The organism is Luteolibacter sp. (assembly GCF_058122085.1).
On sequence record NZ_JBIKBQ010000011.1, the window covers coordinates 12955 to 32952 of the forward strand.

Here is a 19998-nt window from a genome sequence, read left to right on the forward strand (position 1 = left end):
TGAAATTGTCTGTCTGGTGAAACGCCCGGGCGTCAGCGAATCTTAGAACCGTTTGCGGGGGCTTCGGTTTTTTTCGGCGGCAGATTCAGGGTGGTGGCGAATTCGCTCCAGCACAGGCGGGTGACGCGGAAGTTGAGCGCGTCCTGCGGGCTTTCGCCAGCCGCCAAACCGGCGGGCGGCGTGTAGGCGGTGGCGCGGCCCAGATGGCTTTGGATGAGCAGGAAAACCGTCTTCAAAATGTCGTCGCGGAGGGTGTCGGGCGACTCCGCAGTGAAGGAACGCACTTCCGTGGAAACCGATTTTTTCTCCGGGCCGGAGAGCCAAATGGCGACGGGCGCGGGACCCTTGGTGGTGCTGCTGATCTTGCCCGGGGTGACCGTGGTTTTGATTTTCACGATGCCCGAGGACGCGCGTTCCAAATCACGGGCGACGCCTTCGAGGATGGGAGTGAGGGTTTTCGCGCTCTTTTTCGCGGTGCCGGCACGCAGCGAGAGGGTGATGGCTGTTTCGGGTTTGGCGTTCCAATCCGGCAGGGTCGGGCGCAGGCGTTTGATCGCGGAAATGGCGGTGGCGGCTTGGCCTTCGTCGGGATGGGTCAGATCGATGACCCGCTCCCAAGCCAGCAAGGCACGTTGGAATTCCTCTTTTTCCTCAAGCAGCGTCGCCAGTTCGATGAGATGGGCGGAGCCCGCGGGCGAGCGCACGCCGTAATCTTGCAGGCTCGGTGGAATCGTCAGATCGCCCAGTTCGATGACCGGTTTGGGTGGCTCGACCGGCGGCGGGGGCGGAGCCACCACGGGGACGGAAATTGCGTCGTCCACTTGGTCGGTCTGCGGCAGTGATGACTCGATTCTCACCCGGATCGCCGCAAGTTTCGACTCGGACGGCGGCGTCACGAAATCCATGTGGCGGGTGTTGCCCCACCAAACTCCCCCGGCGACAGCCAGGACGAGAAAGATGACCACTGGAATGGGAACGCGCACGGCGGCAAGGTGGCGCGGACTCACGCCGCCGGAAAGCGGAAATCTCACGCCGCGCTAAAAACAAAACGCCCCGCCCGGAAAGCCGGTGGAGCGTCTTGAGAGAAAAACCAAATTCGCCGGATCAGTTGGCGCTCTTGACGAGGAGGGCGCGCTTGCCGACCCGCTCGCGGAGATAATGCAGCTTGGCGCGGCGGACTTTGCCACGGTTGGTGACTTCGATCTTCGCGATCCGCGGGGTGTGGAGCGGGAAAACACGCTCGACGCCTTCGCCGTAGGAAATCTTGCGGACGGTGAACGCGGCGTTCACGCCGGAACCGCCACGGGCGAGAACGATGCCAGCGAAGATCTGGACGCGCTCTTTACCACCTTCGACAACCCGGCAATGGACCTTCACGGTGTCGCCGACGTTGAACTCGGTGACGTCTTGCTTCAATTGCTCTGATTCGATCTTCTTAATGATGTGCATGGGGTCCTCCTTCGCGGAAAATAATGTGCTGCCTGCGGTGTCTTTGCGGTGTGCCCTGACGCGCGGGGCGGCAGAGCTACTGGATCAGTTTGTGGATTGCAACCGTGAAATCACTCGAAATTCATGGTTTTCCATAAACCGCCGCCGGATCGAACGACTTTCCGGGGCCGATGAGCTCCAATTTCGTCGTCTCGCCGCTCACGGCGGCCACCACCTTGCGGTAGAAGCACGAATTCCGGCCGGTGTGGCAGGCCCCCGCGCCGATTTGCTCGACCATGAGAATCAACGCGTCCTGATCGCAATCCGTGCGGATTTCGACGATCCGCTGGATGTGGCCGGAGGTCGCGCCTTTGTGCCAGAATTCCTGCCGCGAGCGCGACCAGTAAACCGCCTCGCCGATTTCCAGCGTCCGCCGCAGCGATTCCTCGTTCATGTAGGCGAGCATCAGCGGTTCGCGGGTCGTCGCGTCCATCGCCAGCGCCGGGACGAGGCCGTCGGCGTCGAATTTCGGGGAGAAATCCGCGCCTTCCTCGACGGCGACCTTGGCGCCCCGCGGGGCGAAAATGTTTTTGAAATCCATGCGCGGACCGTGAAACGAGTCGTCCGGGCTGTCCAGTTTTTCCGCCGCGTTCACATCTGCTGCTCGGCGCTGCGCATCAGGATGTCCCCGATCTCGACGTGCGCGGGTGCTTCGAGGATGGTGAGGACGGCCCACGCGACATCGGACGGCTCGAGCATTTTCATCGCGGCGCGGGTCTGCGCCAGCGATTGCTCGCGGCCGAGGAAATAGGAATCCAGCAGCGGCGTATCGACGAAGCCCGGAGAAACGCAGGCGACTTGGATCGGTGATCTCACCGACTTGAGCTCGGCGCGCAGCGCGTCGGTGATGGCCCTGACCGCGAACTTGGTCGGCGCGTAGAATCCGCCGGACGGCGGCACGCGGTGGCCGCTCATCGAGGAAACGTTGACGATGCGCCCGCCGCTGGCGGGGAAGTGTTTGAGCGAGAGCTGGCAGCAGAGGGCCAGCGCCATCACGTTGACGCGCCACATTTCCTCCCAGTCGGCGGGGTTGCCGTCGATGATCCGCGAGAGGTAGGCGGTGCCGGCGCAGTTCACCAGCCCGTCGATTTTCCCCAAGCCTTGGAAAATCGATGAAACCTGCTCGCGCTGGGTCAGGTCCGCGAGGATCGGCGAGACGTCTTCGGAGAGGGCGGACGGCCGGCGGGTGACGCCGAGGACGTTGGCCCCGCGCGCGACGAGGAGTTCACAAAGTGCCTGCCCGATGCCGCTGGAGGCGCCGGTGACGAGCAGGGTTTTGCCTTGCAGCGATGTCATGCGGGCACGGTGTCAGATCCGGCGGGCGCGGGCAATGCTTTGAAGAGCTCTGACAAATCCGGCAGGTCCGCCGCTGAGCGGGCCGGCTGCGACGAGATGATCTGGCCGTCGCGGAAAAGGAAGGCGCCGGGCATTTGCAGGCCGTCGCCCGCGAGATGACCCAGGCCGCAGCCTTTGAAAATCGCCACCGCGCCGCGCCACCAGACGTGCGGGCCGAACAGTTCGAGGAAGCCGCCTTTTCCCAAACCGAAGGCCCGATAGAGTTCGCAGCGCGGGTCGGCGATGCGGGCGACGCCGCTGCGCTCGCCGAGGTATTTGGTTTCCCGGCCGTTTTGCAGCATGTGGACGAGCACCAGTTCCGCGCCGTGGGCGATGGCCTCTTTCTGAATGCCTTCCAAGCCGCGGAGGATCTGGCGGGTGAAGGTGCAGCCGAAGTGGCGGAGGAAAACCAGAGCCAGCGTTTTCGAGTCGGACGCCTCGGCGATGGTCTGACCGTTGGATAGATGATAGGTGGCGGCGGCTTCGGAAATGCTGTATGGCTCGGAGCGGGTGGGCGGCACGCCGGTGTGGGCGCGGACGCTGGCCCACAGGATCCCGGCGAAGGGGAGCCACCAGATGACGTCGTCCGCGAGCAGCAGCCAGGCGGCCTTGGTGGGAATCTCGCGCTGGATGATTTCCAGGCCGAAGGCCACGATGCCGAGGCTGAACTTGAAGAACCCGATCAGCACGGTGAGCCAATGGTGCATCGGGTTTTTCGCCGCGATCAGCAGGCCGACGCCGAGCGCGCCGATCACCAGCCCGACGCCGCGCCAGAGGAGCGGATGATTCGGGCGGGCGATGCCAAGCCAGTCGAAACAGGCAAACGGCCAGAGATTCGCAGCCAGCGCGAACAGGATGTGATAGATCCCGGCGGCCAGCAGCGTCCGCCGCATCCAGCACGGGATTTCACAGCGTCCGCTCCGGCACAAGTAGGTCATGGCCGATCGTAAACGGCGATTTTGCCGGCGCAAGACGATGAATTGGAAAATCCGGGGCATTTTTCCATTGGCTGATCACGGTCCCCGGCTAGTTTCTCCGGAGCGATGACATTGACGACAATAGGTTTGCTGGTGCTGGGTTTGATCCTGCTGGTGGTGAGCGCCGAATGGCTGGTGAAGGGGGCCTCGCGATTGGCTGCGGTGTGCGGGATTTCCCCGCTGGTCATCGGACTGACGGTCGTGGCCTTCGGAACCAGCGCGCCGGAGTTGGCGGTGAGCGTGATGTCCGCCTTCAAGGGCCAGGCGGATCTGGCGCTGGGCAATGTGGTGGGCAGCAACATTTTCAACGTGCTCTTCATCCTGGGAGTCGCGGCTTTGGTCACGCCGCTGATAGTCGCGCAGCAACTGGTCCGGCTGGATGTGCCGGTGATGATCGTGGCTTCCGGCCTGATGCTGGTCCTGGGTCTTGACGGAAACATCAGCCGTCTGGATGGCGCGCTGCTTTTCGCCGGAGGCATCGGCTACACGTGGTTCCTGATCCGCCAGAGCCGCAGGGAAACCAGCGAGGCGGTGAAGTTGGAGTATGCCCAGGAGTTCGGCGGCGCGAAGGAAAAGCCCAGCCATTGGGCGGTCAACGTCGGCCTGATCCTGGTCGGCGTCGGCGGCCTGGTAATCGGCTCAAAGTTTCTGGTGGATGGCGCGGTGCAGATCGCCAAGCACTTCGGCGTCTCCGAGCTGATCATCGGGCTGACGATCGTCGCCGCGGGCACCTCGCTGCCGGAAGTGGCGACCTCGGTGGTGGCGGCCTTCCGTGGCGAGCGGGACATCGCGGTGGGAAATGTGGTGGGCAGCAATATTTTCAACATCCTCAGCGTGCTGGGGCTCGCCTCGGTGGTCGCGCCGGCCGGCATCAACGTGGCTAGGTCGGCGCTGGTCTTTGACATTCCGGTGATGATCGCCATCGCGGTGGCTTGCCTGCCGGTGTTCTTCGCGGACTATCAAATCAGCCGTTTGAACGGGGCCGCTTTCCTCGGGTTTTACGTCGCCTACGTGGTCTACCTGATTTTCTCCTCCACCCAGCACGACGCCCTGTCATCCTATCGGATGGTGTTGTTCTACGCGGTGGCCCCGGTCACGCTCGTCACGCTTCTGTTCATCACGGCGCGGGCGCTCCGCCGCCGCAGGGCCGCGCTCACTTGAGGCAGGCGATGAACTTGGACAAAAACGCGGCTCCTTCCTTGAGCGCGGAGATCTCGATGAATTCATCCACCGTATGCGCCTGGTCGATCGAGCCGGGGCCAATGCAGATGCAGGGAATCCCGCCGTTCGAGAGATGGGCCGCGTCGGAAAACCACGGCGCGCCGGCCAGTCCGGTCGCCGGGTCCGTGGCGAGCAGCGCCTGGATCATCGGGTGATCCGCCGCCGTTTCCATCGGCGGGTTCTCGTGCGGATTTACGATGCCGATCGGCAGGTCGTGAAACGCGAGGGTTTCGGTGAGCAGCTTCAGCGCGCCGCCCTCCGCGGCGAGCGCGGGAGTGATGCGGATGTCGATTTCCGCTTCTGCCAGGTCCGGCACGATGTTAGGCCGCGCGCCGCCGCGGATCATGCCGACGTTCATCGTTGAGCGGCCGAGCACCGGGTGGGTGAAGGTGGCGAGCTGGCCGCCGAGGTGGTGGTCGAGCTGGTCGAGCGAGCGCGTGAGTTTGAGAATCGCGTTCTCGCCGCGCTCCGGTTGCGAGCTGTGCGCGGCTTTGCCGGTGGCCCGCAAGGTCGCCCACAGCGAGCCCTTCGTCACGTGGACGACCTGCATCGACGTCGGCTCGCCGACCAGCGCGAAGCTGTAATCCCTGCCGTGCCGTTTCACGAAATCCTTCGATCCCCACTGGCCGGATTCCTCGCCCATGAACGCCACGAAATCCACCGCCACCGGCAAATCCGCCAACACGTCCTGATGGTCGTGCAGCGCCCACAGCATCGCGGCCATCGGGCCTTTCGTGTCGGACGCGCCGCGGCCCCAGAGTTTTCCGTCGCGGATCTCGCCGCCGAAGGGCTCGATCACCATCCCGCCGACGCCGACGGTGTCGAGGTGCGGTCCCAGCAGGATCCGCGGCCGCCCGTCGAGCGGCGCGAAGCGGGCGATCAGGTTCGGCCGGCCGGGCTTGATTTCCTCAAGCACCACCTCCGCGCCGATCGATTCCAGCCAGCCTGTCAGAAAGATGGCGAGCGTTTCCTCGCCGGTCTGCTCGGTGCCCGGCGCGTTGTCGGGATTGACTGATGGGATGCGGACAAGCTGCTGGAGAAGGGAAACAACGTCTTGGCTCATGACGGGAGAATCTGCCGAACCGGGCGGTGGAAGCAAGGTCTTACGTGAGGGTCACCCGTGGTTGATGTCGAAAAAAATCACGGCTCGCGTGTGAGGACTCGAAGTTGTTCCCGGTTCATTTGGGGGGAGGACGGCGCCAGGATTTTCTGACCTGCGATCGCATTGGCAGACATGAAACGTTTTCCTGACGCAAAAGTCATGATGCTCTGTTGCCTGCTAATCCGCAGAGTTGTCGGCGGCACGGGTCATGATGTTGTCGTCCATGGAGGCATGCCCGGCGTCCGTCATGGCATCCCGTGAAGGAGCCAAGGTGTTGCTCATCGAGCCCGGGTGTGTGAAGCCTCCTTGCAGATGCTCTCCGCCCTTTGCTCCTGGTTTCACGCAAGCGCCAGGCGCTCGTCGGAGGCGAGTTTTTCGCTGAGCTCGGGCCAACCGCCGGGGACCTGCATGTTGAAGCAGTGCAGGTAAACGGCGAGGATCTTGGGTTCGAAAATATCGACGAGGCGCTCGATGGTAGAGTTGAGGCGGTCGGTATCGAGTTTCTTGGGAAGGTTGCCGACGACGGAGCCCTTGCCGTCGTGCGGGATGCCCATGCCGTCGCAGAACATGGCGAGCAGCGATTGCTGGCCGGCCATCAGGTAGGCTTGCAGGAGGTGCTCGCCGATGGTGTCACAGGCGTTGATTTTGAGGGTTTTGTGAATCCAGGCGTATTGGTCGGCCATGGATTTTTTCTCGATGAAAACGGGGCGGAGCTTGCGGTTGGCGGCAAGGGTGGCGACGGCGGACCGATACACGTTCTTGTCGTTGGCGCGGAACCAATCGAGGATTTGAGTGACAATGGCGGGATCGACGGCGGAGTAGAGTTCGTGAGCTTTCACAGTGAGGGAAATTGGAATCTCGGGAAGTCAATGCGCTCACCCGTCGCGTGGCAAGGGCGGAGACGAGGGAAATCCGGACGATGGGTTAAATTGTAGGGATTGGGCGGGATTTTTCCAAGCCGGCGATGGACCGGTCATGGGCGCGGGAGAGGAATGCGAGGGCGCTCAAGGCTCCAACTCCCGCCAGAAACATGTCCCACTGGGTATCCCAGACATCGCCTTGGGTGCCGAGGAATGACTCGGACGCCTCGGCGGAAATGAGGGCGGCCAGCCACTCGATGAGTTCGTAGGTGGCGCTGAAGGCAAGGCAGAACGACATCACGCAGAAGCCGAGCCAGCCGCGGCGGGCGAGCACTCCGGTGCGGACGAAAATCTCGCGGCAGACGATCGCGGGCACGAAGCCCTGAGTGAGGTGGCCGAGGCGGTCGTAGTGGTTTCTATCTGCTCCGAAAAACGCGCTCACCCAGTCGCCGAGCGGCACCAGGGCGTAGGTGTAATGGCCGCCGATCAGCAGTACGATCATGTGAAACCCGATCAGGGAAAGGGACAGATTGGAAAAGCGCCAGCCCTTGGACTGGGCGATGAGCAGCGCGATGAAGCCGAGGAAGACCGGCGCCACTTCCATCCACCACGTGGGCCGGTCGAACGGCTGCCACGCGGACCAGGCGATCCACGGGCTGATGGCGGTTAGGAGGAGCAGGTTGGGGCGGGCTTTCAAGCGGGCTGCTTTTCAAGTGGGTTCACTTCAAGCCGAGCACCTTCGGAGCGCTGGCGTTGCCGAAGCGGTCGAGGGCGGTCACGGCGATGGCGTCGGCGCGCGGAATGGTGATGCTTTGGGAGCTGACCGGTGAAATTTTCATCGTGCGCCAAGTGCCGCCAATCTTGGCTTGGACTGCGAGTTTCGCAGTGCCGGAGCCGGGCGTGCAGCGGATCGAGGTGCCGCCGCTCTGGACGCTGGCGCTGACGCCGGGGGCGGCGGGCGCGTTGTCGTTGACCCACGGCATGGGCGGGATGGCGGCGGGCTGGGTGTAGGTGTTAGCAAGCCGGGTGGAAATGCCGCCTTGGTTTTTCACGAGGCTTTTCGCGCTCCAGTGGATGTGGCCGTTCCAGTTTTTGCCGGTCTTGCGGCTGAGGTCGATCTGGTGGGTGATTTCCGAAGCGGGCCGGTTGTCTTCCGAACCGCCGATGCGGGTGGTGGCGATGCCGGGCCAGACGGGGCGCGATCCTTGCTGGCGCCACCAGTTGAGGAGGGTGGAGAAACTTTGTTTTTGCGGCGAGTCCCGCCAGTAGAGTTGCGGGGCGAGGTAGTCGAGCCAGCCGTTTTTGAGCCACTTGCGCGAGTCGCCGGCGAGCTGCTCGTAGCTGTCGATGCCGGCCTCGATGCCCGCGGGGATGCCGGGCCGCCAGATGCCGAAGGGGCTGATGCCGACGCGGACCCAGGATTTCTGGCGCTTGACGGAGGAGTAGAGGCTGCTGACGAAGCCATCGACGTAGCTGCGCCGCTCGGCGGGGCTTTTTCCATCGGGGAAGCGCAGGCTGCCTGATGGATACGGATAGAAATAGTCGTCGAGGTGGACGCCGTCGATGTCGTAGCGCTTGACCACGTCGAGGATGACGTTGAGGGCGCGGGAGCGGGTGTCGGAGCTGGCGGGATCGCACCAGGTCATGGTGCCGAATTTCTTGGTGATGCCCGGCGCGCTGCGGCAGACGTGGTTTCCGGCGATCTGTTGGGAGTTGTTGGAAAGGGCGCGGAACGGGTTGAACCAGGCGTGGACCTCGATCCCGCGGGCGTGGGCCTGTTGGATGCAGTAGGCGAGGGGATCGTAGCCGGGCGAGCGGCCCATGGTGCCGGTGAGCGATGAACTCCACGGCTCGATGGATGAGGCGTAAACCGCGTCGCACTGCGGGCGGACCTGGAAGATGACCGCGTTCATCCTGAGCGCGGCGAGCTTGTCGAGGATGCCGCGCATTTCGGCTTGCTGGCTGGCGGCGCTGAGGCCGGGCGAGCTGGGCCAGTCGAGGTTATAAATGCAGGCGATCCAGGCACCGCGGAATTCGCGGGCGAGGGCGGGCGGGCGCTCGTTGACCGGGGCGTAGGACTGCGCCTGCGAGGCGGCGGCGAGCAGGCAGAGGAGCAAAAGCGGACGAATCATGGGGTGAGCATGACGAGTCCGGCGGCGCTCGGCAAGGTTTCCGGCAGTCCGGATTGATCTCACTTGGCCAGATAAGCCCGGACCAGAATCATCAGGGGGATGAGCGGCAGCGCGAGGGATGCGTCCTGCAGGGTGCGTTTCACCAGCTTGAAATTGATTTCGAAATACTTGCGTTCCTGCCACAGCAGCAAGTTCGGGAAGAAGAGCGGCACCCGCTTTTCATACGCGGCGAAGTCATCGAATTTCTCCCGGAGGTATCTGGCCTCGTTGCGCATCATCGGATAGAAAATCGCCAGATAGGCGACGCATGCCAGCAGCGCAAAATCCAAGCGCCCGGAGAGCAGCCCGAAGCCGAGCGCCATCAGGAAGGAGGCGAAGTAGAGCGGATTCCGGCAGATGGAATAGAGCTCGGTTTGCATGATGGTCTTGTCCTTGTGGCCGCCGATGGAAATCGTTGCGAGCCCCCGGCCCAGGATTCCGGCGAACATCAGGAGGGCTCCCGCGGTTTGTAAGGACAGGATGGCGAAATCGGAAAGTTTCAACGGGTCTGGAACCAGGAAAAAGTAGGCGACTAGGCCGACCGCCATGAGGCGGAAGAGCAGCTTGCGATTGAGATTGGTGAATCCTTGGGCGCTGAGGCGGGGTGATTTCATGGTTGAATAGCTGACAACTGAAAGGCGGAGAGCTTCTTGCCTTGAGTTGGTGGCGATTGGAAGGCCTTTCTTCAAAAGGCCGCTGCTGAACAACCAGAACGCGGATGTGGCCGCTCAGGAACGCCAGCGCTTGGTGAGGTCCCCGTAAGCGTCGATGCGGCGGTCGCGGAAGAAGGGCCAGATGCGGCGGAAATCTTCGACGGCTTGTAGGTCGAGGTCGTGGAGGAGGATTTCCTCGCGGTCGGTGGAGGCTTTGGCGACGAGTTCGCCGTAGGGATTGGCGATGAACGAGCGGCCCCAGAACTCGGTGTCGCCTTGGGTGCCGGTGCGGTTGACGGCGGCGAGGTAGCAGCCGTTGGCGACGGCGTGGCCGCGTTGGACGGTTTCCCAGGCGCAGTGTTGGGCGTCGCCGAGGGTGGGTTTTTCCTCGGGCAGCCAGCCGATGGCGGTGGGGTAAACGAGAATTTGCGCGCCACCGAGGGCCATCAGGCGGGCGGCTTCGGGATACCATTGGTCCCAACAGATGAGGACGCCGATTTTGCCGAATCGGGTGTCCCACACCGGCCAGTCGCTGTCGCCGGGGGTGAAATAGAATTTCTCCTCGAAGCCGGGGTCCTGCGGGATGTGGCTTTTCCGGTAAAGGCCCATCAGCGAGCCGTCCGCGTCGTGGATGGCGGCGGTGTTGTGATAGAGTCCGGGGCCGCGGTGTTCAAACAGCGAGGAAATCAGGACGATGCCGAGTTCGCCGGCGATTTTTCCAAGGCGGTCGGTGACCGGGCCGGGCAGGGGATCAGCGAGGTCGAAAAGCGCGGGGTCCTCGACGGTGCAAAAATAGGGCGTGAGGAAAAGCTCCTGGGTGACGACGATGTTCGCGCCCTCCGCGGCGGCCCTGCGGATGAGTTTCTCGTGGTGGTCGAAGGATTCCGCCTTCGAGGCGAAGGTTCCGGATTGGAGCAGGGCGAGGCGCGGCATGGCGGGAGCATTGCCGGGCGGAGTCAGGCTTTGAAGAAAATATTCAAAACATGGCTTGATTCCTCCAGAAGCGGGGCCTAAACCGCCGCCCCCATGCCGGACCCGTCACGAACTCTGAAAGTCGCGATCCCCAAAGGCAGCCTTCAGGAGCCCACGATCGAGCTTCTGGCCAAGGCTGGCTACGAGATTTACGTCTCGTCGCGGGGCCTGCGCCCGAGCTCGAACGATGCGGAACTGGATCTCTATTTGATCCGCGCCCAGGAAATCGGCCGTTATCTGGGGCAAGGTTTCATCGATTGCGGGATCACCGGTTACGATTGGGCCTACGAAAACGGCGTGGATTTGATCGATCTCTGCGAGCTGCCCTATTCCCGCGCCACCACGCGCCCGACCAAGTGGGTTTTGGTGGTGCCGGAGGATTCGCCGATCCGCAAGCCCGAGGATCTGGAGGGAAAACGCATCGCCACCGAAGGCGTGGGAATCACCCAGCGCTACCTCGCCGAGCGGGGAATCAAGGCGGAAGTCGAGTTTTCCTGGGGCGCGACCGAAGTGAAAGTCCCGGATTTGGTCGATGCCATCGTCGATGTCACCGAAACCGGCTCCTCGATCAAGGCCAACCGCCTCCGCATCGTCGATACGCTGCTGACTTCGTTTCCCCATTTTTACGCCAGTCCGGCCGCGGCTGCGGACCCTTGGAAAAAGGAGAAAATGGACCGCATCGCCCTACTCCTCAAAGCCGCTCTCTGCGCCCGCGGCAAAGTGGGGCTTAAAATGAATTTCCCGAGCGTTCGTTTGCCCGAACTCTTGGAAAAACTCCCGTCACTCCGCCGTCCCACGATTTCCCAGCTTTCGGAAGAAGGTTGGGTCGCCGTTGAGACAGTGATTGACGAAATCGTCGTCAGGGACATCATCCCCGAACTGAAGCGTCTGGGGGCAGAGGGGATCATTGAATATCCGCTCAACAAAATCGTCCCCTAATCCTTTCACCACAACCTAACCCCGAACGCAAACGCCATGGGCTCCATCAAGAAACGCCGTAAGACCAAGATCAACAAGCACAAGCGCAAAAAGCGCATGAAGCAGAACCGCCACAAGAAGCGTCTCCGCTACAAGTCCTAGTCACTGGGATGGGTTTGTTTTTCAATCGCCAGAGGCTCGCTTGCGGGCCTCTGGCTTTTCTGTGCGCTGAAGCGTAATTTCTCCCATGAGCCTCCAGGTGGTCGTCAATTTCCGGGTGATCGACGAATCCGATGACTGGATTGTAGTGAACAAACCCGCGCCGTTGATCGTGCATCCGGCGAATTTAAAGCCGGAGCCGACGCTGCTCGGCGGGCTGGAGCAGCTTCTGGCGTATGAGATTCAAAACGGCACCCGCCTTGGCATCATCACCCGGCTGGACCGGGAAACGAGCGGGGTGGTGCTGGTGGCCAAGCACACGCGGGCGGCGCGCGAACTTGGCTGGATTTTTGAAAGACGGGAGGCGAGGAAGGAATATCTGGCGATCGTGACCGGTTGGCCGGAGGAGGATGCTTGGGAATGCGCCGAGCCGATCATCCGGGCGGGCGAGTTGGGGCCGTCGGACATTTGGGTCCGGCAGGTGGTCAGTGCGCGTGGGCGGGATTGCCTGACCCGATTTCAGGTGGAGCGACGCTTCGAACGAGAAGGCGGAAAGTTTTCGCAAGTCCGCTGTTTCCCGGAAACCGGGCGGATGCACCAGATCCGGGTTCATTTGGCCAGCTGCGGGTTCCCGATCGTGGGCGATAAACTATATTCCGGGGATGGCTCGGAGTATTTGGAATGGATGGCGACCGGTTGGACTCCGGAATTGCAGCGGCGGCTGGTTTTGCCCCGTCACGCGCTCCATGCGGCTCGCCTTGAGATCACCTGGTTGGGTGGGTTGATCCGTTGGGAGGCGGCTTTGGGCAAGGATCTGCTTGAGTTTTGCGCAGGTCGGGAAATCAGCCCGACTCCTGACGTTGTCATTTGGAGTCGGCATGATTAGGATTCGCCATGGTTTCACTCGATGAATTGGTAGCGTATTTGGATCAGGAGTTGAAAACAGGCTCAATTCCGGATTATCCGGGCGCGATGAACGGCCTGCAATTGGCCAACGCCGGAAAAATCGGAAGAGTCGTGGCGGCCGTGGATGCCTCGCTTCCCGTCATCGAGGCCGCGGCGGATGGCGGGCCGGGACTCTTGATCGTTCACCACGGCATGTTTTGGCAGGGGGCGCAGCCGGTGACCGGTGCCTTTTACCGCAAACTCAAAATCGCCCTGGACGTCGGACTCGCCATTTATTCATCGCATCTTCCCCTCGATATTCATCCAGAGTTGGGAAACAACATTCTCCTTGCGCGGGCGATCGGGTTGCAAAATCCCGAGCCGTTTTTTGATCAAAAAGGGATTTCAATCGGTCTCCGCGGCTCCTGGGCTGGAACCCGTCAAGACCTTGCCGATACGCTGCAAACCGCGCTGGGAGGGCCGGTTCATCTGTGCCCGGCGGGCCCTGAGGCGATTTCAAAAATCGGGATCATCACCGGTGGCGCGGGCGGCGAGGTCGTGAAAGTCGCCGCATCCGGAGTGGATTCCTTCATTACGGGAGAGGGCCCCCATTGGAGTTATCCGCTTGCCGAGGAGCTCGCATTGAATGTTTTCTACGGTGGGCACTATGCCACGGAAACCTCGGGGGTGAAGGCGGTCGCCGAACGAGTCGCTAAGTTGTTCGGGATTCCGTGGGAGTTTCACCACCACCCCACGGGCTTATGAGCCGCGTTGTCCGAAGGGGACCCCGTCGTCGCACCTGTCAAAGTCAGCGTCCTGGTCGAAAAGGGCGACCACATAGCCCGAGATTTAAGACTGATCAGCAACGAGTTGCATCACATCTTCGCCATCACCGAGCGATGAAGCCCTGGACCAACGCTGGACGTTGCCGTTGACCCGATTGCTCAGGCGTCGGCTGGGCGGCAAGTGGCTTCCCGGCCTGCCAGACGAAGCCGCGCCGCTCCTCAGCGGATGAAAATCGACCCCCCCGCATCCACCCCGGAGCAAACACCATACGCCTCGCTCAAAGCCGCTCACCGGGGGTGCTCATTTTCTTTTTGGTTCAATTTGGGTCCAAGGCCATAAAAGTCTTGCATAAAGCCGGAAACCTCGACTAAATTCCGACGGGTTTGCGGGCATAGCTTAGTGGTAAAGCGCTATCCTTCCAAGTTAGACATGCGGGTTCGATTCCCGCTGCCCGCTCCAAAATTCAACAAATTAATCAGTCAAATTGTGAAAAGAAAAATCGCAGTTATCCTGTTAAGCGCAGTGCTAGGTGCTTTCCAGCTTCATGCTCAGGAAAGTTCGGCGGTGCTCTCGGCCTTTAAAGAAGCGCTGAAGTCGAATCCGTCCAATTCCCTTCAATTGCTCAGGACTCAGATATTATCCAGCCCGCTCATGGCCGCAGCCTTGGTGCAAGAGGCCATTGAGGAGTCAAACGGCACACAAGAAGCAATAATCGCTATCGTGCAGGTGGCATGTGGAGCAGCTCCCGCGCAGTATGCAAATATTGTGGGCGCTGCCGTGCTTGCTTCTCCAGTAAACGCTCCAGAAGTGGTCGTTGCGGCGATTGAAATTTTTGGCGGAAAGTCAGCAACCGCAGAGACGGTGGCGAATATCACGGAATCTGCCTGTAAGTCCGCTCCTCTTCAATCCGCCGAAATCGTCGGTGCTGCCGTTTTGGCGGCGCCTAAGGTAGCTGAGGCGGCGGTTCGTTCGGCAATTCAAGTGATCGGTGGAAATGCCGCAAATCCTGACCAGGTCGTCGCCATCGTTGAAGAGGCTTGTAAATCCGCCCCATCGCAAGTCGAAAACATTCAGAATGTTGCCCAGTCCATGGTTCCTAGTGCTGCCACACAGATTCAGGCAGCGGTTACTCAGGTGAAGTCGGAACCTGCTTTTGTGGCTCAAGCGGCCAAGGAAGCCGTGTCAGGCGATGTTCTGAGCTTCCCACCAGGAGATAATTCTTCTTCGGACGCCAACTCGGGTGTGACAGATGGCGGCCAAGGTGGGAATGATCTGTTTCCGCCCGTGCCTCCGGTAAATCCACCGCCGGTGACGAACGTCAATCCTCCCAATCCTCCCAATCCTCCCAATCCTCCCAATCCTCCCAATCCTCCCAATTAGCCCACCGCCGATTATTTCGACAGGTGATTCTCTCTATTTTCGGATGTTGATGAGATCCTTCTCTTGGAAAGCATTACTGTTTGGTGCATAGGGCTGTATCTCAAACCCACCAAAATTTCTTTTGTAATGAAAAATAATTCTATCAAATCTCTATTTGTGGTTCTTTTGGCAACCGGTAATTCTTCCGTTTCAGCTCAAAGTCTCTATTATGTCGGAAACAATCTCAATGAGTCGATGCCTCTTAAATGGGTAGTCGGCAGCTCGCTTAGCTATGACGACAACATTGCGGCCGGTGCGGTCGGCGCGGAAAAAGAGAGCTCCTACGGCATCTCCCCATATGTTGGACTTACATTTTTCAATAAATCGCCCCAAACTACTTGGGATGTCAGCGCTAGGCTCGGTGGGATTTATTATTTTGAGGAGCCTGAGGCGATAGGCACTGAGCAATGGAATAATCAGTCCAGTTTAATGGTGAATTACACCTTCCGCTACAGTGAGCGTCTTCGTTTCGTGTCAACTAATTTGATCAGGCGCGAGGTCCAACCCGACTATTCCTATGGGTATGCATCTGCTCTGACGAGTGGAGAATATACTTTCTTACACACCGACCAGGCTGTTGGCTGGCGTTGGTCGGAGCGTTTCGGAACCTACACGGGTTTTCGTGTCAATAACAACACCTATGAAAACGGCACTGAGAACGACCGTTTGACGCTGGAGTTATACAACCAGTTGAGGTATCAGTTGGATCCCTCTAGTGTTTTGACCGGTGATTATCGCTATGGTGAAACTTCTGGCGATGGTAATGCCTCGGGTTATACCGATCATTACTTGCTAGCCGGTATCGAGCGTCGCTTCAGTCCGACGGCTGTTGGTAATTTCAGGCTTGGAGCCCAGCTTCACCAAGCCGACAGGAACTCCGTCGACACCACCAGTCCCTATGCTGAGTTGGCTTTCAATTCGACGGTCAATCAGCAGTTTGCCCTTCGATCATTTCTTCGGTACGGAATCGAGGCGAATGACACTGGTCAGATTTTTCTGGATGGGATATCCGCGCAGTTTGACGACCGCCGGACGCTGCGTTTGGGAGCGTCTTTCACTTATTCGTTTTCAAGCATGCTCAGTTTATTGGGAGGGCTGGACTATGTGCCAACCTGGTATCAAGAGGGGCGCAATACTGTAAGTGGGGCTTCGGTTGAAGATGGTTCCGAAAATCTTTTCAATGGTTATTTGGGGCTTTCCGTGAAATTCAATGACTATCTTACCGGTTCATTAAGTTATAATTTCACCAATTCCGACTCTGATTTCCTGGGAACCAACTACAGTCGTAGCAGGGTCAATATCGGTCTGAGTAGTGAGTTTTAAGGGTTGCGTGATTTGACGCTTGCCCACCTGCTCGAAATAGGCCTTGCCCGAGCTGTGACACCCGCAATATTTATCATTGCGGGTGTTTTTTCCATTTGAAATTTATCGGATTTGTAAAATAGTCTCCTTAATGAATATGAACAACCCGCAACAAAACGAGGCCGCGCTGCACGCCGTGGACTACTGGCAGGTCATCAAGAATCGATATGGAATCATCCTTTTAACCCTCCTTTTGGTCTTCATGACGGCGGCGGTGATCACTTACGTGATGCCGAAGAAGTATGAAAGCTCGGCGACCATCGAGGTGAAACCAAGGTCTGTGGGTCAGTCTCCGTTTGAGGGGGGGGACAGTCCTTCCTATGGATCAAGTCCGATGACCGCCCAGTTTTTTGGAACGGAGTTCGAGAAAATCAAGAGCAGCAACTCGCTTGCCAAGGTGGTGGAGAACTTGGAACTGGTGAACAAATGGAGCGTCGACAAGGAAACGGCCGTTCGGATCCTGAAGGGAATCGTCAACACCCAGAACATTCGGGGGACCGACTTGATTTCAATCACCGTGCGCCACACCGACAAGGAAGATGCGCGGAATGTCACCGCAGAGGTGGCGCGCGCCTACAAAGCCTACCGAACTGAGATCGAAAGCCGTGATTCCGACAAGGGCTTGTATGAATTAAGCAAAGCCGTTCGAGACCAGGAAGATAAAGTGGAAGAGCGACGCAAGGTGCTTGCCACAATCGTGAGAACCAAAGGGATTATCTACAAGGGACAGGACTCCTTCTATGGTCAATCCGGTGTTGACGAGGATCAGGGCGCCCGGAACGCGCTTCAAACCTATAATCAGCTTGAGCAGGACAAGATGCAGCTTGAAAGCCAGATCAACAGCCTCCTGAAATATGATAGCGACCAGTTGATGGTGTATGCGGCCGGACTTAATTTGCCCGACAATATCATTAAAAACCTGCTTCCCCAGTATAACGATGCGAAGCGGACTCTCGACACTCTTAAAATCAACGGCTTGGGAGTCAATCATCCCACCGTTCTGGCTGCGGCCGATCAAATCAAGACAATGAAAGATCAACTTGACGAGGGGGTCGTCAACTTGAGGGCGACGCTACAGGCGCAGCTGGACATGGCGACGGATCGTTTGAAGAATGTCGAAGTGATGAAAGATGACTCCCGCGAAGAGGCGATCAAGCGCGGTCTCGACGCTCAGGACTATGTTGACGCAAAGCGCGATTTCGAGACGGACCAGCAATTGCTGCAGTCGATGAAGCTGAAGCAAATCGGCAAGAACATCACCGATAAAATGACAGACGAAAGCATCGTCGTTCATGAGGAACCGCAAATTTCCCAAAGTCCGGTGAGTCCGAACGTGACCCTGAATCTGGTTTTGGGGGCGGTGGTTGGATTGATCTTCGGGGTCGGCATCGCCTTCTTCCTGGAATATCTGGATACTTCGGTGAAGAGCATCGAGGACGTGGAACGTTATCTCCAGGTTCCGGTTCTTGCGGTCATTCCGAAAGATGTCGGGATTCTCCATAAGCAAAGTGGCATGAGTCCGGACGCGGAAGCGTATCGAATCCTGCGGACAAACATTGAGTTCAATCGCAAGAACCCCGAGGACAACGCGATCACGGTGGTTTCGGGAGGTGCCGGCGAGGGTAAATCAACAACCCTGGTCAACCTGGCTTACATCTGCGCCCAAGGAGGTTATACCACCTTGATGATCGACGCCGACTTGCGCAGACCCCGCTTGCATACCTTTTTTGACATCAACAACTCGGTGGGCTTGACGAATTACCTGACGACCGAGTTGATGTTGGAAGACGTGATTCTTCAGACTCCGGTGAACAACCTGTATTTCATGCCGTCCGGTATTTTGCCTGCGGATGCCGCGGGTATCCTCAACTCACGGCGGATGTCCGAATTGATTCAGGACGTCAAGAAGCGTTTCGACCTGGTTCTGGTGGACAGTCCTCCAATTCTCGGGGTCAGTGACGCCTCGGTTCTTGCGAGCGAGGTCGATCTTACCATGATTGTCGTGCAGCATCGGAAATTGCCCCGCAACATGCTTCTGCGCGTGAAGCAGGCCGTGGAGAACGTGGGAGGCAACGTTATCGGGGTTGTGCTCAATAACGTCGACGTCCGCAGCGATAGCCAATATCAATATTATACCAGCTATTACACTTACTACGCCCCGGCCGAGTCTCAAATCGGGCCACCGGTGGCGGTTGGTTCCAGTCCTGCCAAACCACAGGCTGGCGCGCGTGAAAACGATTCCGAATTGTATTAAAACACCGAGTCTGACCACCACCATGAACTTTAAAAAAACGCTCGTTGGATTGTTTCTGATGATTGGCTTCTCATTGCCTTTGTTCGCACAGATCCAGGCGGGCAAGGCGATTCAGATTACCATTTCAGGTGTGCCCTCCGAAGAAAAGGGACGGATTGACGGGATCTACCCGGTTTCCGATGCCGGCTTTATCAACATGCCCTTCATTGACACGGTTCGCGCCGCAGGTTTGAGAAACGAAGACCTGGCGGTTGCTCTCCAGTCGCGGTATAAAAGTCTGGGAATCTATACGAATCCCACGATCCAGGTGATTTCGAACAGAGACAACAGCATCAACGAGCAGACGGTCTATCTTGGAGGTCAAGTCCGCGCACCCGGCCCCAAGGCTTTCACCAAGGGTTTGACGCTGTATCAGGCCATTCAGGCGGCTGGAGGGGCGACGGAGTTCGGCAGCATGAAACGGGTCAAGTTGTTCCGGGGCAGTCGCCAGACGACCTATGATCTCACAAAGTCGCAATTCATGAGCATTCCCGTGCAGCCAAACGACACGGTCGAAGTTCCTCAAAAAAACATGATTGGTAATTAACCGTCGAGGTGGCCTCAATGCGACTGAGCGAGACTGACAGGTTGACGAAGATGGCTCTTGTTGGGGCGGTTTTGCTTGGCTCGTCAATTCTTGGATTGTCGTTGGAGCTTCCAGCGAAAGCATTCGATGGTCTTGGCTCCGCCGAGTTTCGGGAGCGGGAAGCCGCCCAGTCCGAGTTGCTTGCGTGGAGTCGCAGGCAACCTGAGCTGGCGATGACCGAACTCTTCAGGCAGTCGCAGGCTGCGGAGGATCCGGAAGTCAGGCAGCGTTGTTTGAATGTTCTTCGAGACCTCGTCATCGACGAGTATTCGAGGGAGGGTGAGGGGTTTATCGGAATTGTCATGAAAGATGAGATTTCCGATGTTCCTGGTGATCCCAAGCCATGCAGGGTGATTCGTGTGACGGAAGTGCGAATGGATACGCCTGCCCGGCAGGCGGGAATCCAGTTGAACGATTTGATTGTTGGGTTGAACGGCCAAGTCTGGCATGCTGAGGACGCGTCGTTGCCATTTCGGGAAAAGATCCGGGCGATGAAGCCGAACACGAAAGTGGATCTGAAAATCCTTCGGGACGGGGGATTGGTTGATTGCAAGGTGACCTTGGCCAGACGCCCCGTGCTGGCTGACAGGCCGTTTTTCAATGGTCAGAATTTCAATCCCGAAGCCAGTGAGCAGGCAGCCAAGGAGGCTTATTTCCGCCGATGGCTGAGTCAGAGAAAGCTCCCGAAGTGAACTCATTCCAAGTTTTTAGAAATCGACATCCCTGAAAGTCGTGGCACTTTCTTGAAACATCCTCAATCCTGTCCCGTTTGATTTTCATGACAAATTCCTGGTTCCGAAAAACGGCCGCT

At 59.0% G+C, this 19998-nt stretch carries 21 protein-coding genes and 1 tRNA gene; 11 read left to right on the plus strand and 11 right to left on the minus strand.

Annotated features, from left to right (window positions below; genetic code table 11):
• Positions 1–32: 32 nt before the first annotated feature.
• The 5 genes from AC4DF4_RS03005 to AC4DF4_RS03025 form a co-directional block, all read right to left on the minus strand.
• On the minus strand, positions 33–1007 hold the full coding sequence (locus tag AC4DF4_RS03005) for a hypothetical protein (protein ID WP_490046632.1): 975 nt from the start codon (positions 1005–1007) through the stop codon (positions 33–35).
• A gap of 97 nt (positions 1008–1104) precedes the next feature.
• Positions 1105–1449 carry a 50S ribosomal protein L19 gene (gene rplS, locus AC4DF4_RS03010; RefSeq protein WP_490046633.1) on the minus strand — a complete coding sequence of 115 codons (345 nt, stop codon included), beginning with the start codon at positions 1447–1449 and terminating at the stop codon, positions 1105–1107.
• A 121-nt stretch (positions 1450–1570) separates the two neighbouring features.
• On the minus strand, positions 1571–2029 hold the full coding sequence (gene hisI / locus AC4DF4_RS03015; RefSeq protein ID WP_490046634.1) for a phosphoribosyl-AMP cyclohydrolase: 459 nt from the start codon (positions 2027–2029) through the stop codon (positions 1571–1573).
• A 50-nt stretch (positions 2030–2079) separates the two neighbouring features.
• Complete coding sequence (locus AC4DF4_RS03020; RefSeq protein WP_490046635.1) at positions 2080–2784, minus strand: SDR family oxidoreductase; 705 nt, start codon at positions 2782–2784, stop codon at positions 2080–2082.
• Positions 2781–3761, minus strand: a complete 981-nt coding sequence (locus AC4DF4_RS03025; protein WP_490046636.1) for an AhpC/TSA family protein — start codon at positions 3759–3761, stop codon at positions 2781–2783. The genes AC4DF4_RS03020 and AC4DF4_RS03025 overlap by 4 nt, the downstream gene beginning before the upstream one ends.
• 105 nt (positions 3762–3866) lie before the next feature.
• On the opposite strand from AC4DF4_RS03025, the gene AC4DF4_RS03030 reads away from it, so the two are divergent.
• On the plus strand, positions 3867–4961 hold the full coding sequence (locus AC4DF4_RS03030) for a calcium/sodium antiporter (RefSeq protein WP_490046637.1): 1095 nt from the start codon (positions 3867–3869) through the stop codon (positions 4959–4961).
• On the opposite strand, the gene AC4DF4_RS03035 is transcribed toward AC4DF4_RS03030, so the two are convergent.
• The 6 genes from AC4DF4_RS03035 to AC4DF4_RS03060 form a co-directional block, all read right to left on the minus strand.
• Positions 4954–6084: a M20 family metallopeptidase gene (locus tag AC4DF4_RS03035; protein WP_490046638.1), complete on the minus strand. Its 1131-nt coding sequence runs from the start codon at positions 6082–6084 to the stop codon at positions 4954–4956. The genes AC4DF4_RS03030 and AC4DF4_RS03035 overlap by 8 nt on opposite strands.
• 377 nt (positions 6085–6461) lie before the next feature.
• The gene (locus tag AC4DF4_RS03040; RefSeq protein ID WP_490046639.1) at positions 6462–6962 is read right to left on the minus strand and encodes a hypothetical protein; all 501 of its coding nucleotides are present in this window, start codon (positions 6960–6962) and stop codon (positions 6462–6464) included.
• An 85-nt stretch (positions 6963–7047) separates the two neighbouring features.
• Positions 7048–7680, minus strand: a complete 633-nt coding sequence (locus AC4DF4_RS03045) for a DUF2238 domain-containing protein (protein WP_490046640.1) — start codon at positions 7678–7680, stop codon at positions 7048–7050.
• A gap of 22 nt (positions 7681–7702) precedes the next feature.
• Positions 7703–9115 (minus strand): glycoside hydrolase family 10-like protein, encoded by a 1413-nt coding sequence (locus tag AC4DF4_RS03050; RefSeq protein WP_490046641.1) that lies wholly within the window; start codon positions 9113–9115, stop codon positions 7703–7705.
• Between the two features lie 59 nt (positions 9116–9174).
• Entirely contained in the window at positions 9175–9768 is a 594-nt protein-coding gene (locus AC4DF4_RS03055; RefSeq protein ID WP_490046642.1) for a methyltransferase family protein, read from the minus strand.
• 114 nt (positions 9769–9882) lie between these two features.
• Entirely contained in the window at positions 9883–10740 is an 858-nt protein-coding gene (locus AC4DF4_RS03060; protein WP_490046643.1) for a carbon-nitrogen hydrolase, read from the minus strand.
• Between the two features lie 93 nt (positions 10741–10833).
• Here AC4DF4_RS03060 and hisG point away from each other — a divergent pair, with 93 nt between their 5' ends.
• From hisG to AC4DF4_RS03110, 10 genes are all read left to right on the plus strand, one after another.
• Positions 10834–11718, plus strand: a complete 885-nt coding sequence (gene hisG, locus AC4DF4_RS03065) for an ATP phosphoribosyltransferase (RefSeq protein WP_490046644.1) — start codon at positions 10834–10836, stop codon at positions 11716–11718.
• A 36-nt stretch (positions 11719–11754) separates the two neighbouring features.
• Positions 11755–11859 carry an AURKAIP1/COX24 domain-containing protein gene (locus tag AC4DF4_RS03070; protein ID WP_200267957.1) on the plus strand — a complete coding sequence of 35 codons (105 nt, stop codon included), beginning with the start codon at positions 11755–11757 and terminating at the stop codon, positions 11857–11859.
• Between the two features lie 85 nt (positions 11860–11944).
• A complete protein-coding gene (locus AC4DF4_RS03075) occupies positions 11945–12742 on the plus strand; it encodes an RluA family pseudouridine synthase (protein ID WP_490046645.1) in 798 nt (265 codons plus the stop codon).
• 8 nt (positions 12743–12750) lie between these two features.
• Complete coding sequence (locus tag AC4DF4_RS03080) at positions 12751–13506, plus strand: Nif3-like dinuclear metal center hexameric protein (RefSeq protein ID WP_490046646.1); 756 nt, start codon at positions 12751–12753, stop codon at positions 13504–13506.
• Between the two features lie 406 nt (positions 13507–13912).
• Positions 13913–13986: transfer RNA gene (locus AC4DF4_RS03085), tRNA-Gly, on the plus strand.
• A complete protein-coding gene (locus AC4DF4_RS03090; RefSeq protein WP_490046647.1) occupies positions 13957–14907 on the plus strand; it encodes a hypothetical protein in 951 nt (316 codons plus the stop codon). The genes AC4DF4_RS03085 and AC4DF4_RS03090 overlap by 30 nt, the downstream gene beginning before the upstream one ends.
• Positions 14908–14970: 63 nt before the next feature.
• The gene (locus AC4DF4_RS03095) at positions 14971–16269 is read left to right on the plus strand and encodes a hypothetical protein (RefSeq protein WP_490046648.1); all 1299 of its coding nucleotides are present in this window, start codon (positions 14971–14973) and stop codon (positions 16267–16269) included.
• A 136-nt stretch (positions 16270–16405) separates the two neighbouring features.
• On the plus strand, positions 16406–18562 hold the full coding sequence (locus AC4DF4_RS03100) for a GumC family protein (protein WP_490046649.1): 2157 nt from the start codon (positions 16406–16408) through the stop codon (positions 18560–18562).
• On the plus strand, positions 18537–19148 hold the full coding sequence (locus tag AC4DF4_RS03105) for a polysaccharide biosynthesis/export family protein (RefSeq protein ID WP_490046650.1): 612 nt from the start codon (positions 18537–18539) through the stop codon (positions 19146–19148). Before AC4DF4_RS03100 ends, AC4DF4_RS03105 begins: the two co-directional genes overlap by 26 nt.
• Before the next feature lie 50 nt (positions 19149–19198).
• A complete protein-coding gene (locus AC4DF4_RS03110; RefSeq protein ID WP_490046661.1) occupies positions 19199–19879 on the plus strand; it encodes a PDZ domain-containing protein in 681 nt (226 codons plus the stop codon).
• The last annotated feature ends 119 nt before the right edge of the window (positions 19880–19998 follow it).